Source organism: Chryseobacterium sp. C-71 (genome assembly GCF_020911865.1).
In the GTDB taxonomy this organism is placed as follows: Bacteria; Bacteroidota; Bacteroidia; order Flavobacteriales; family Weeksellaceae; genus Chryseobacterium.
In genome coordinates, this window is record NZ_CP087131.1 from 201,001 (window position 1) to 215,328 (window position 14,328).

At 38.4% G+C, this 14,328-nt stretch carries 8 protein-coding genes; all 8 read left to right on the forward strand.

Annotation, left to right across the window (positions count from 1 at the left end; genetic code table 11):
* Positions 1-71: 71 nt before the first annotated feature.
* The 8 genes from LNP04_RS00835 (at position 72) to LNP04_RS00870 (ending at position 14,281) form a co-directional block, all read left to right on the forward strand.
* A complete protein-coding gene (locus LNP04_RS00835) occupies positions 72-1,685 on the forward strand; it encodes a glycoside hydrolase 43 family protein (RefSeq protein ID WP_229984699.1) in 1,614 nt (537 codons plus the stop codon).
* Positions 1,686-2,049: 364 nt separating this feature from the next.
* Positions 2,050-2,922, forward strand: a complete 873-nt coding sequence (locus tag LNP04_RS00840) for an esterase family protein (RefSeq protein ID WP_229984700.1) — start codon at positions 2,050-2,052, stop codon at positions 2,920-2,922.
* Between the two features lie 2 nt (positions 2,923-2,924).
* A complete protein-coding gene (locus LNP04_RS00845) occupies positions 2,925-5,489 on the forward strand; it encodes a glycosyl hydrolase 115 family protein (protein ID WP_229984701.1) in 2,565 nt (854 codons plus the stop codon).
* 143 nt (positions 5,490-5,632) lie between these two features.
* Positions 5,633-6,751: a glycoside hydrolase family 43 protein gene (locus tag LNP04_RS00850; RefSeq protein WP_229984702.1), complete on the forward strand. Its 1,119-nt coding sequence runs from the start codon at positions 5,633-5,635 to the stop codon at positions 6,749-6,751.
* Between the two features lie 18 nt (positions 6,752-6,769).
* Positions 6,770-8,161 (forward strand): glycoside hydrolase family 43 protein, encoded by a 1,392-nt coding sequence (locus tag LNP04_RS00855; protein ID WP_229984703.1) that lies wholly within the window; start codon positions 6,770-6,772, stop codon positions 8,159-8,161.
* 24 nt (positions 8,162-8,185) lie between these two features.
* Positions 8,186-9,559 carry a glycoside hydrolase family 43 protein gene (locus LNP04_RS00860; protein ID WP_229984704.1) on the forward strand — a complete coding sequence of 458 codons (1,374 nt, stop codon included), beginning with the start codon at positions 8,186-8,188 and terminating at the stop codon, positions 9,557-9,559.
* A 6-nt stretch (positions 9,560-9,565) separates the two neighbouring features.
* Positions 9,566-11,509: a glycoside hydrolase family 97 protein gene (locus LNP04_RS00865; RefSeq protein WP_229984705.1), complete on the forward strand. Its 1,944-nt coding sequence runs from the start codon at positions 9,566-9,568 to the stop codon at positions 11,507-11,509.
* A 243-nt stretch (positions 11,510-11,752) separates the two neighbouring features.
* Positions 11,753-14,281 (forward strand): glycosyl hydrolase 115 family protein, encoded by a 2,529-nt coding sequence (locus LNP04_RS00870; RefSeq protein WP_229984706.1) that lies wholly within the window; start codon positions 11,753-11,755, stop codon positions 14,279-14,281.
* Positions 14,282-14,328: the final 47 nt, after the last annotated feature.

Consider the following 14,328-nt stretch of genomic DNA (forward strand, 5'->3'; position numbering starts at 1 on the left):
TCACACTGATCTTATCGCAGTGTTTTTTAAAATTAGATTAAATAATAAATCACCACCAAAATAGTAAAATTTTGAAAATTAATCAACCATTTTATATAGTTTCTCTTTTCGGATTTATCGGGTTGAACCTTCTTTCGGCTCAGGTAAATCCGATTCAGAAACAGCAGACGACAGCATTTACCAATCCTATCATTTGGGCAGATGCTCCGGATTTATCAATAACTAGAAACGGCGATGATTTTTATTTGATAAGCACCACAATGCATCTGATGCCTGGCGCTCCGGTAATGCATTCCAAAGATTTGGTTCACTGGGAAATGGCGAGCTACGTTTTCAATACACTGAATGACAATTCAAAATATGACTTATTGGATGGAACGGTTTACGGTCGCGGACAGTGGGCTTCTTCCATCCGCTATCACAAAGGGAAATATTACGTTTTATTTTCCCCGAATGACGAGCCTTTCAGATCCTATTTCTACGTGACGGACAATCCTGAAACCGGAAACTGGAAACTCATTACCAGAACCAGACATTTTCACGATGCTTCGCTGCTATTTGATGATGACAACAGGGTTTATGTTTTCACTTCCAACAAAGTTTTTGAATTAAGTCCAGATTTTAAAGAAATCATCGGAAATCCAGACGGAACGGTGGTTTTTGAAAAAGATTCTTCGGAAACCGGACTTTTGGAAGGCAATCAGATCATTAAAAAAGACGGAAAATATTATATGATGATGATTTCCTGGCCAAGAGGTGGAAAACGCCGTCAGGAAGTTTACAGAGCTGATAAAGTAACCGGACCTTACGAGAAAAAAGTGATTCTGGAAGACAATTTTTTAGGTTTTTCTTACGCCGGGCAAGGTGCTTTGATTGATGATAAAAACAGAAATTGGTATTCACTGATTTTTCAGGATAGAAATGGAGTAGGGCGTGTTCCGATATTGATTCCTGTGAAATGGGAAAATGACTGGCCGGTTTTGGGTGACAACGGAAAAGTTCCTTTGAATGGCGAAGTTCTGCTTCCTCCATTTAAACCAAAAAATAATATCGTGGAAAGCGATGAATTTTCAGATAAAAAACTGAAAATCCAGTGGCAATGGAATCATAATCCTGTGAATGAAGCCTGGTCTTTGTTCGACAGAAAAGGTTTTATGAGATTGAAAACGAGCCGTATTGTAGATAATATTTATGCCGCTCCGAATACTTTAACGCAGAGAATGGAAGGTCCAAAATCAAGTGCCGTTGTTGCCTTAGATTTAAAGGGAATGAAAGATGGTGATGTTACGGGTTTCAGCGCTTTCAACGGAGATTCAGGGTTGTTATCGGTTATAAAAGAAGGCAATCAGAAATTTTTGACTTTTTCTACCAATGAAGTCAGTCTTGATAATAAAACGAAAGCGATTACCGGAGTGAGAAAAGAAGAAAAAAAACGTGTTGAAATTAAATCAGATAAGATTTTCCTCCGTATTGAAGGTGATTTTAACCTTGGAAAAGACCTGTCGGATTTCTCTTACAGCACCGACCAGAAAAACTGGACAGAAATGGCAAAAGATTATAAAATGATTTTCGATTACAGAAGATTTTTTATGGGTTCAAAATTTGCGATTTTCAATTATGCAACGAAAAGTACAGGAGGTTTTGTGGATGTTGATTTTTTCAGAATAAACAAAACTTCAGAATAATAAAAGAAAGAATTAATTTTTGGGTAGCTTATCCGCCTTCCACTCTTAAACCTAACGGAGTGGTTCGACGGAGTCAATCTTTTTTGCTGATGATTTCAGAATAAATACAACTATTGTACAAGCAAAAAAGGATTTCCGCTCAAGTCGGGCTACGAGAGATTCAGCGTTTAAAAAGAATCATAATTACTGCTCTGTAGGAGCAATCTGTTAATAGCAAAAAAGAAGAGTCATCAAAACAAAGCCTCGTAGAGGCGACCTGTTAATTGCCACCAAAATTAACATCAAAATGGAAAAAAGATCAACCCTTGCAGGGTATTATTTTTTTGCCTAAATTAATAAGTGTAAAAATTACAAATAATAATATATGAAAAATTCAATACTTCTCATTGTAGCTTTTTTGTTTTCGGGAATGTCTGCTTCTGCGCAAACATTTGAACAACAGGCTCCACAAGGTTTTGATTTAGAAAATAAGGAAGTTCCACAAGGAAAAATTGATACGATTAAGTACGAATCGAAAACAGTAGGAACTCAAAGAAAAGCATTGGTTTACACACCTCCAGGCTTCAAAAAGAGTGAAAAATATCCGGTTTTGTACCTGCTTCACGGCATTGGTGGCGACGAAAAAGAATGGTTTAAAAATGGTACACCACAGATTATTCTCGACAATTTATATGCACAAGGAAAACTAACTCCGATGATTGTTGTTCTGCCGAACGGAAGAGCAATGAAAGACGACAGTGCGACGGGAAATATTTGGGCTAAAGATAAAGTGGAAGCTTTCGCAACCTTCGAAAAAGACTTACTGAACGACCTCATTCCTTTCATCGAAAAAAAATATCCGGTTAAAAAAGACCGAGAAAATAGAGCAATTGCCGGACTGTCAATGGGAGGCGGACAAACCCTTAATTTCGGATTGGGAAATATCGATAAATTCGCCTGGGTTGGTGGATTTTCATCTGCACCAAATACAAAAGAACCTCAACAGCTACTTCCGAATCCTGCAAAAGCTAAAGAATTAAAACTCCTTTGGATTTCCTGTGGCGATCAGGACGGATTGATGCCTTTCAGCAAAAGAACGAGCGATTATTTGACGGAAAATAAAATTCCACATATTTTTTATGTAGAACCGGGAGGTCACGATTTCAAAGTCTGGAAAAATGATTTGTATCTATTTTCCCAACTTCTTTTCAAACCCATAAATCAACAGGAAGTCAATAATTCATTAAAGTCAGAATAATTATGACATTAACAATCTACCAAATTAAAATTTTAATTTTATTGTGTTTTTTTTCCGGCGGAATTGCTTTAGCACAACAAACGTCGGGACTCACAGAGAATATCATTTCAAATGATATCGGTTTTCCTATTGTTTTGACAGATGGAAATACTGCAAATCTATTTTACGATAAATCAGAGAATGTTGCAGTTATCCGTGCTGCGAAAGATTTACAGTCAGATATTCAGAAAGTGACCGGAAAATTACCTAATCTTTCAACCTCTGAAACTTCCGGTGAATTTGAAATCATCATCGGAACTTTAGGCACCAATAAACAAATTGACCAGCTTATTTCATCCAAAAAAATCAACGCCAAAGATTTGAAAGGAAAATGGGAAAGTTTCGTGATAACAACGGTAGAAAATCCAAAATCTAAATCTAAAAAACAACTCATCATAGCCGGAAGCGACAGACGTGGAACCATTTACGGAATTTATGAATTATCAAAACAATTAGGCGTTTCTCCGTGGTATTATTGGAATGATGTTCCTGTAAAAAAACGTTCTTCGGCTTATGTAATTCCGGGATATTTTGCTTCAGGCGAACCTAAAGTAAAATACCGCGGGATTTTCATTAATGATGAAGAACCTGCTTTCGGAACGTGGGCAAGAACTAAATTCGGAGGTATCAACAGCAAGATGTATGCGAATATTTTTGAGCTTTTGCTTCGTCTCAGAGCTAATTATTTGTGGCCTGCAATGTGGGGAAAAGCCTTTAACGAAGATGACCCGCTCAACCCGAAAGTTGCCGATGAATACGGAATTGTGATGGGAACTTCGCACCACGAACCGATGATGAGAGCTCAAAAAGAATGGGGAAATCACCGTAAAGAATATGGAAACGGAGAATGGAATTACCACACCAATAAAGATGCTCTTTTGAAATTCTGGGAAGATGGATTTAACCGAAATAAAAACTACGATAACCTCGTAACGATGGGAATGCGTGGCGATGGCGACGAACCGATGAGCGATTTGGGAAGCGCCGAAGCCAACTTCAAATTGCTTGAGAAAATTATGCAGGATCAGCGAAAAATTATTGAAAAAGTAACCAAAAAACCCGTAAAAGAAACACCCCAGCTTTGGGCATTATACAGCGAAGTTCTGGATTATTACGACCAGGGAATGAAAGTTCCGGACGATATGACGATTCTACTTTGTGATGACAACTGGGGAAATGTCCGCCGATTGCCTTATCTCGGTGCGAAAAAACATCCCGGCGGTTATGGAATGTATTATCACGTCGATTTGTACGGTGCGCCGAGAGCTTATCAATGGCTGAACATGACGCAGATTCCACATATGTGGGAACAGTTGCAGTTGACGTATAGTTACGGTGTTGATAAAATCTGGATTCTGAATGTCGGAGATTTAAAACCCAACGAATATCCAATGGATTTCTTCCTGAATATGGCTTGGAATCCGACTTCTTTTACGCAGGATAACCTTGAAAATTATACCTTAAAGTTTGCTGAAGAACATTTTGGAAAGAGCAATGCGAAGGAAATTGCAGAAATCATCAATCTGTACTGTAAATATAACTCAAGGGTTTCCGCAGAAATGATGAACCACAAAACCTACAATCTTCAAAGCGGAGAATTTTTGCAAGTAAGAGATTCGTATTTGACTTTGGAAACAAGAGCTTTAAGGCAGTTTTTGACTTTAGATAAAGCTTATAAAGACACTTATAAACAGATTGTTTTACATCCCGTTCGTGCAATGGCAAATATGTACGATATGTATTATTCAGTCGCAATGAATCACAAACTGGCAGAAGAAAAAGATATGAAAGCCAATTATTGGGCAGATTACGCCGATGAATGTTTCGCCAGAGATGCCAAATACACCAAAGATTACAACCTTAATATCTCCGGCGGAAAGTGGAATCATATGATGGATCAAACGCATATTGGTTACAAATCCTGGGACGAGCCGAAAGAAGGGAATATCAAACCAACCGTTTACAGAATCAAACCTGAAGAAGCAAAAACCGGCGGTTATATTTTCGAAGAGAAAAATGGTGTAGTTGCTATGGAAGCCGAACATTTTTATGAAACTAAGAATACAAAGAATACAAAATGGACGGTCATTCCTGATTTGGGAAGAACGCTTTCCGGAATCGCTTTGATGCCTTATACCGAAAAAACAGATGGCTCTTCCATCAAATATCAATTCAAATTAAAAAATAATCCCTCGACTGTAAAAATTCATTTCTTCTTTGATTCTACGCTTCCGTTCAAAAAAGGAGGACACAGCGTTAAAGCTTATTTTGATAAAAATGATTCAAAAACGATTGGTATCAATCAGGATCTGACGTGGGCAAATAACTATACCAAAATGTATCCGGCAGCTGCGGCGAGATTGGTGGAAAAAGTAGAAATATTCACGCTTCCGGCTAATCAAAATGGAAATTATACCCTGACAATCGAACCTTTAGACCCGGGAATTGTCTTGTATAAAGTAGTTATTGACAACGGTGGTTACGAAGAAACGTATTTGAAAATGGATGAAAGTCCGTATGAAAGATAAATATCCACAAAGTCCCAACGGGACGGTTTAACAAAGAATAGGATGCAATCCTATTAATAAGATAAAAAATTAACGAATCCCAACCGTACGAATTAATTAAGAATAGGATGCAATCCTATTAACATAAAAATAAAATTAAATTGATGAAGGTTTTAAAAAATATTCTGGCATTTTCATTATTCATTTTTACTTTGAATACTGTTTTTGCTCAAGTTGAAAAAGGCAAAACTTCCTTACAGAAAGAATTTCGCTACACCAATCCCATAACCAGAGATTCCGCCATTTCGATGCGCGACCATTTTATTATTAAAGTTGATGATTTGTGGTACTGCGTGGGAACTTCCAATCCGGTTTGGACAGGTCCAAATCCCGGTGTACGAATGTTGGTTTCTAAAGATTTAATCAACTGGAAACAGCATTCATTCATCATTGATGCCAAAAAACTTCCGAAAGATTCTCCATACAACGGCAGATTCTGGGCTCCCGAAATTCATTTTATCCAAGGAAAATATTGGCTGACCGTAAATAGCGGAAAAGTGACAAAAGAAGATCCAAAAGGAATGGCAACACACAGCGTTTGGTTATTTTCAGCGGATAAAGTGACAGGTCCGTATAAATTGGTCAACGGACCTTTGACACCTCAATATAATAATGATTCAACATTGTTTGAAGACGAAGACGGACAGGTTTATCTCTATTGCAGTGGTAACGGACTTTTTCAGGCTAAAATTGATTTGAAAACTGGAAAACTAACCACACCCATCCAAAAATTTCTCGACAAAAAACAACCCGGCTGGCCAGAATGGATGGTTGGGGGAATTGAAGGACCTTTCGTTATTAAAAAAGAAGGAACCTACTTTATGTTTTTCTCCACCTGGACAAGAGGTTATGAAGTGGGTTTATTAAAATCAAAATCACCTTTAGGACCTTGGGAACTGGCTTCCCCGGAACCGATTTTTGGAACTCGAAAAAAAGGTTACCGAACTGAAATGGCAAAAGAAAACGGCTACGAAAATCTTTTCTTTACCGATACCGAAGATCCTTATCAGGAAACAGGACACAACGCTTTGTTCATCGGTCCCGACGGAAATCTTTGGAATTCCTGCCATTATTTTATGTATGAAAAAAGACCTTATCCGTACAGTCAGACTTTTCAGCCTTGGGAATCTGGTCCTCAAATGGGAATCGAACCGGTACATTACAAAGACGGAATGTTTTACATCGATGGACCAACCTGGACAGAACAAATCATTAAATATTAAATTCAAAAAAAACTGATTATGATTAAGAAAACAGTTTTAAAATATACTTTAAATATCGGATTGATGCTCACAGGATTATCGCTGTCTGCTCAAAATCCAATCATTCAGACCAAATTTACGGCTGATCCTGCGCCAATGGTTTACAAAGACACCGTTTTTCTGTACACCAGTCACGATGAAGATGATGCATTCGGATTTAAAATGAAAGACTGGTTGCTGTACACTTCGACCGATATGGTCAACTGGACAGACCACGGCGTTGTGGCTTCCTTAAAAGATTTCAAATGGACAGACCCGGAAAACGGAGCGTGGGCTCCACAAGTCATAGAAAGAAACGGCAAGTTTTATATGTATTGCCCGATGCCCGGACAGAGAGGAATCGGTGTTTTGGTGGCAGATAGTCCTTATGGTCCATTCAAAGACCCAATTGGAAAACCGTTGGTTAAAAATTCAGGCGATGATATTGATCCGACTGTTCTTATTGATGATGATGGACAAGCTTATCTGTACTGGGGAAATCCCAATTTATGGTACGTAAAACTGAATAAGGATATGATTTCTGTTGATGGACCAATCGTGAAAGAACCTTCGATTGCCAAAGTCAAAGGTTCTCCCGACCCGTTTCATTATCAGGAAGGATCTTGGGCGTGGAAGCGCAATGGTAATTATTATATGGCTTATGCCTCAACGTGTTGTCCGGAAGGGATTGGCTATGCAATGGGCAAGTCAGCAACCGGTCCGTGGGAATTCAAAGGAATGATTATGGACAGCGACAAACGTTCCAACGGAAATCATCCCGGAATCATTGACTACAAAGGAAAATCTTACATTTTTGGTTTCCATTACAATCTAGGAAAACAAACGATAAGCAAGCATTATGAGCGCCGTTCCATTTGTGTGAGCGAAATGACTTACAATGCCGATGGCACCATTCAAAAATTACCTTTTTGGAATCCCGAAGGTGTGAAAAGAATTGCGACTTTGAATCCGTATGACAAAGTTGAAGCAGAAACTATTGCTTATAGTGAAGGTGTAAAAACAGAAAAAATGACCGAATGGGAAAGAAATAATCCGTACGATACGGGCAAAAAAATTACCGATCGTTTGGTGGTTTCTTCAATTAACAATGGTGATTACCTCAAAGTTCAGGGCGTTGATTTTTCCAAAGGAACAAAATTTCTGGAAGTATCAGTTGCTTCTATGAATGGCGGAAGTATAGAAATTCATACCGATGCGGTGGACGGACCGATATTAGGAACCGTTGAGGTAAAAGGAAAAGCAGAAGGCGACGTTTTTAAAACCATTAAATCTTCAGTAAAAAATATTAAAGGCGTGCACGATGTATATTTCGTTTTTAAAGGAAACAAAGACCTTTTCTACTTTGATTGGTGGAAATTCAGTTCAAATTAAGTCAATTTTTAAAGCCGAATTACTATGAAAGTGAAAAAAAACACCCTAAAAACAATACTGAATGGTCTGCTGATTTGTTGTGCCGGAATTTTGTCTGCGCAAAATCCCATCATTCAAACGGCTTACACCGCCGATCCTGCTCCGATGGTGTTTAATGACCGTTTGTATGTTTATACCAGTCACGACGAAGACGATTCTACGTGGTTTACGATGAACAATTGGAAACTGTTTTCAACGAACGATATGGTCAACTGGACAGACCACGGCGTGATACTTTCCTACAACGATTTTGATTGGGCAAAGCGTGATGCGTGGGCAGCACAGTGCATAGAAAGAAACGGAAAATTCTTTATGTACGTTCCAATGATTTCCAAAACCAATAACAAAGGTGCGATTGGAGTTGCAGTTGCCGACAGTCCGTTCGGTCCGTTTCACGATCCACTAGGAAAACCGCTTGTTCAGAGCGAATGGGGCGATATTGACCCGACGGTTTTCATTGATGATGATGGTCAGGCGCATCTGTATTGGGGAAATCCTAAACTAAAATACGTAAAACTCAATGAAGATATGATTTCCTATTCCGGCGATATTGTTGAGGTTCCGATGACCGAAGAATCTTTCGGGAAGCGGGAAGGCAATCCGGAAAGACCAACGAAATACGAAGAAGGTCCGTGGTTGTACAAACGGAAAAATCTCTATTATCTCTTCTGGCCGGGCGGTGCATTGCCAGAATTTATCGGCTATTCCACCAGCAAAAGTCCGCAAGGTCCGTGGGAATACGGCGGAATTATAATGCCTGCAGAAGGAAAATCTTTTACCAATCATCCCGGCGTGATTGATTTCAGAGGGAAAACCTATTTTTTTTATCACAATGGTGCATTGCCGGGTGGAAGTGGATTCACACGTTCGATAAGCGTGCAGGAATTAGAATTTAATAAAGATGGATCTATTTCTCCATTCAAAATGACCAATGGTATTACGAAAGCTATTGCAACCGTCAACCCTTACGCATTCAATCAGGCGGAGATGATTTCGTGGTCGGAAAATGTAAAATCTTATCAAAACAAAGTCGCAGGAGTTTTCATTAAAGCAAAGAAAAACGGAGCCTACACAAGCGTAAAAAATGTTGATTTTGGAAAAGAAGGAGCAACAACTTTTTCGGCAAGAGTAGGAACCACGCATAACGGCGGAGTTACGATGGATGTTCATTTGGACAGTTTGGACGGACCGCTTGCAGGAACCATAAAAGTCCCGATGACTGGAGGAGACGACCGCTTTGAAACGGTTAAAATTAATGTATCCAACAAAATTACAGGCATTCATAATCTATATTTCCTGTTCAATGGCAAAGCGGAAAAAGACATTATGTTTTTCGATTATTGGATGTTTTCAAAATAATTTAAAATGAAAAAATTTGCACTTTTATTTATATTATTCATAAGCTTTTGTTTTTTATCAGAACTTAAAGCACAGGTTGCCGAAATTTCAAGTCCGGACGGAAAACTGAAACTGAATGTATTTTCAGAAGAAGGAAAAGCATTGTACTCTGTGGCTTTTCAGGGGAAAATAATGTTGGAAAAATCGCCTTTAGGTTTAATTACCAATGAATCAGATTTTTCTAAAAATTTAAAATTCATCAACAGTAAAAAGGATTTCGTTTCCAAAAAATACAGCAACGAAAAAATCAAAAAATCCGAAGTTGAGTATAAAGCCAATACGCTGACGGTCAATTTTATCAATACAGACCAATTCAATATCGGGATTGAATTTCAGGTAAGTGACAACAATGTTGCATTCCGATACGATATTCCGCCAATGAAAGACCGATTCAGCGTTGTCGTACAATCGGAAGTTACAGGATACAGATTTCCACAACAGACGACAACATTTCTTTCGCCAATGATGAAATCGATGACAGGTTTTGCACGAACAGCACCAAGTTATGAAAGTGGCTACAAAGCCGATTCAGAATTAGGAACAAAATCAGATTATGGTTATGTTTTCCCAGGACTCTTTCATATCGGAAACGAAGGCTGGATTTTACTTTCAGAAACTGGAGTCAGTAGTTTGTACTGCGCTTCGCATCTTGACGCCACTTTAGAAAAAAATCTTTACCAAGTTGCTTATCCGAATATGGCGGAAAATAATGGCTTCGGAAGTTCAGGCGCAGCACTTTCTTTGCCCGGAAAAACACCTTGGAGAACTATTACAGTCGGAAATTCTTTAAAACCAATTGTGGAAACTACGATTCCATTTGATGTGGTAGAACCTCTTTACGAGCCTTCACAGAAATATCAATTCGGAAAATCTACCTGGAGTTGGATTTTATGGCAGGACAATAGTATGAACTACGATGACCAGACAAAATTTATTGATTTGGCATCAAAACTCGGTTATGAATACATTTTGATGGATGCTCTTTGGGATAAAAATATTGGCAAAGAAAGAATGAAAGAACTCATCCAATACGCAAAATCCAAAAATGTGGATGTGATGCTTTGGTACAATTCAAACGGTTCAGCCAACGACGCTCCGATGGGACCAAGAAATAAAATGAGTTCTTCTATTGAGAGAAAAAAAGAAATGAAATGGCTGAAAGAAATCGGAGTCAAAGGATTGAAAGTCGATTTCTTTGGCGGCGACAAGCAGGAAACGATGCGTCTGTACGAAGATATTTTATCGGACGCCAATGATTTTGGTTTGACCATTATTTTCCACGGTGCTACTTTGCCGAGAGGTTGGGAAGTGATGTATCCCAATTATGCAGGAAGCGAAGCTGTTTTAGCCTCGGAAATGCTTTATTTTTCGGAAGACGTTCGTAAGCAGGAAGCTTTTTTTGCCACTTTACATCCATTCATTCGAAACACGGTCGGAAGTATGGAATTTGGCGGAACTTTTCTCAATAAATTTTTAACCAAATCAAATAAAGGCAAAAATAAAAGACACACAACAGATGGTTTCCAATTGGCAACAGCGGTTCTGTTTCAGAATCCTATTCAGATGTTTGCGGTAATGCCCAATAACCTGACCGATGCTCCGAAATTCCAATTGGATTTTATGAAAGAAGTGCCCACACTTTGGGACGAAACGGTTTTTATCGACGGCTATCCCGGGAAATATTCTGTCATTGCGAGAAGACATCAGGACAAATGGTATGTCGCAGGTGTGAATGCAGAGAAAACTTTAAAAAAACTTCAACTCAATCTTCCGATGTTGGCGGGCAAAAATGTTGAACTGATTAATGATGATAAATCCGGAAATACCTTTACAAAACCAGTTTCCATCAATAAAAAAGGAATATACGAAATTGAGATTCAGCCGAATGGCGGATTTGTGTTGAAGAATTAATGCAGGAATGACTTGGGCAGCTAATCCATCTTCCACTCCCGCTTTTTTGCTCGTCGTTCCTTCTCACAAAAAGAGCTCCGCTCAAGCCGGGCTGCGAGAGATTCGCTGCAATTAAAGAATCCGTAGGATTCAATAGCAATAGCCGTAGGTGCAACCTATGGAAAACGAAATATAAATAAAATGCGAACCCTGAAAGGGTTCAATTCATCAGCAAGATTTCATTATTAATAAAAATAAAAGATTATGAATCGAATAAAAATATTTTTTCTCGTCGCATTTTTCGGATGTTGTCTGCAGATCAATGCAACAGAGCCGTTTATCAGCACAGAAAAAAAATCCGAAAACATTGTATTAAAAGAAAAATCAGTTAGTCTATCCATTTTCACAAACTCAGAAATCGACAATGGAATTTTAAGAGCTGTAAAAAACCTTCAATCCGATTTCCAGAAAGTCACAGGCGAGCAACCGAACATCTTGAATAAGGTTTCCGGTATAAATTCTCCTTTAATCATCATCGGAACGGTAGGAACAAAATCTGTGATTGATGATTTAATCAAACAAAAAAAAATTGACGGAAAAGCACTAACCGGAAAACGTGAAAAATACATTATCCAGAATATCAGCAATCCATTTCCCGGAGTTTCGGAAGCCATTGTCATTGCAGGAAGCGACAAACGAGGGACGATTTACGGAATTTATGAAGTTTCGCAGCAGATTGGTGTTTCGCCGTGGTATTTTTGGGCAGATGTTCCGGTTGAAGTCAAAGAAAATTTATATTTCAAAAAAGGAATTTATACCGATGGAGAACCTGCCGTAGAATACCGCGGAATTTTCCTGAATGATGAAGAACCTTCGCTCGGTGGTTGGGCAAGAGCTACTTTTGGAGGAATCAATTCTAAATTTTATGAAAAGGTTTTTGAACTGCTTCTTCGCTCAAAAGCCAATTATCTTTGGCCTGCGATGTGGGGAAAAGCCTTCTATGACGATGATCCTTTGAGCGGACCTTTAGCCAACGAAATGGGAATCATAATGGGAACTTCACACCACGAACCAATGGCTCAGGCTCAGGCAGACTGGCACAGATACATCAAAAAAAATAATCTTCCGAACGTTTGGGATTATTCAAAAAACGCCAAAGTCTTGCATGATTTCTGGAAAGCGGGAATTGTGAGAAGCCAAAACTGGGAAAAGCTTGTAACAGTAGGAATGCGTGGTGACGGCGACGAAGCGATGGGAGAGGGAACTAATATTTCTTTGCTTGAGAACATCGTAAAAGACCAGCGTAAAATTATTCAGAATGTTACAGGAAAAAATCCGAATAAAACGCCGCAGGTTTGGGCGTTGTATAAAGAAGTTCAGGATTATTATGACAAAGGAATGAGAGTTCCGGGTGATGTGATTTTGCTGTTTTGTGATGACAACTGGGGCAACGTGAGAAAGCTTCCCGACCTTTCAAAACCTTTGCATAAAGGCGGTTACGGAATGTATTACCATTTCGATTATGTGGGCGGACCAAGAAATTCTAAATGGATTAACATTAATCCAATCCAGAGAGTTTGGGAGCAGATGAATCTTTCTTACGAGCATAAAGTAGACAAAGTCTGGGTCGTGAATGTTGGCGATTTGAAACCAATGGAATTTCCAATCAGTTTCTTTCTGGAGATGGCGTGGAACCCGAAACAGTTTAATTCTAAAAACCTTTTGGAATACACGGAAAAATGGTCTGCGCAGCAATTTGGCGAAAAATATTCTAAAGAAATTGCCAGAATGATTAATCTTTATGCAAAATATAACCGCAGAGTAACTCCGGAAACGTTGGATAGCAAAACATTCAGTCTTGAAAATTATAATGAATTTGAAACGGTTTTGAATGATTACAGAGCTTTGGCAGTAGATGCGTTACGTTTAAAAGACCAGATTCCGGCAGAATATCAGGATACGTATTATCAGTTGGTTCTTTATCCGATTGATGCGTGCAGTAATTTGTATGAAATGTATTATGCTGTTGCTAAAAACAAAGAATTAGCTGCCAAAAATGATCTTAAAGCCAATTATTATGCAGATAAAGTAAAGGAATGTTTTAAAAGAAATGCTTACCTCGATAATAAATACAACAATGAGATTGCAGGCGGAAAATGGACGCATATGATGGACCAAATGAAGATAGGTTACAAAGCCTGGTTTGAAGGGAAAGAAAATATAATGCCTGAAATCACTTACGTTTCTGAAGCAAAAGTTCCGAAGGAAAAAGTATTCCAAGAGAAAGAAGGTTATGTTTCTATCGAAGCCGAAAATTTTGAAAGAATGAATAATTCAGACAGAATTCGTTGGGAAGTGATTCCTGATTTCGGAAAAACAAAATCGGGAATTACGACTTTTCCACAAAACGCCTATCCCAAAGCCGATGAAAATATCTATCTGGAATACGATATTAATTTCGAATCCAAAGGCGAATTTGAAGTTCAGCTTCTTTTAGCTCCGACTTTAAATTACAATCACAACAAAGGAATACGATATGAAATTTCATTTGATGGCGAAACATCACAAACAGTTAATTTCAATGGACACTACAAAGGCGAATTGGGAAGATGGCAGTCGGAACACATCATTAAATCAATTACAAAGCATCAGATTTCAGAACCTGGAAAGCATACTTTACGTTTCAGAGTTTTAGAACCGGGAATTGTTTTAGAAAAGATTTTAATCAACACAGGAGGTCTTAAACCAAGTTATTTGGGTGCGCCGGAAAGTGATTATTCAGGAAATAAATAATCAATTTTCCACACTTTATATTTCAAAAAACAATAATAACATATTGA

What these genes read in the sequence shown, in the direction of transcription:
- LNP04_RS00840 (WP_229984700.1), top strand. Translation starts at nt 2,050, where the DNA reads ATGAAAAATTCAATACTTCTCATTGTAGCTTTTTTGTTTTCGGGAATG.
- LNP04_RS00845 (WP_229984701.1), top strand. Translation starts at nt 2,925, where the DNA reads ATGACATTAACAATCTACCAAATTAAAATTTTAATTTTATTGTGTTTT.
- LNP04_RS00850 (WP_229984702.1), top strand. Translation starts at nt 5,633, where the DNA reads ATGAAGGTTTTAAAAAATATTCTGGCATTTTCATTATTCATTTTTACT.
- LNP04_RS00855 (WP_229984703.1), top strand. Translation starts at nt 6,770, where the DNA reads ATGATTAAGAAAACAGTTTTAAAATATACTTTAAATATCGGATTGATG.
- LNP04_RS00860 (WP_229984704.1), top strand. Translation starts at nt 8,186, where the DNA reads ATGAAAGTGAAAAAAAACACCCTAAAAACAATACTGAATGGTCTGCTG.
- LNP04_RS00865 (WP_229984705.1), top strand. Translation starts at nt 9,566, where the DNA reads ATGAAAAAATTTGCACTTTTATTTATATTATTCATAAGCTTTTGTTTT.
- LNP04_RS00870 (WP_229984706.1), top strand. Translation starts at nt 11,753, where the DNA reads ATGAATCGAATAAAAATATTTTTTCTCGTCGCATTTTTCGGATGTTGT.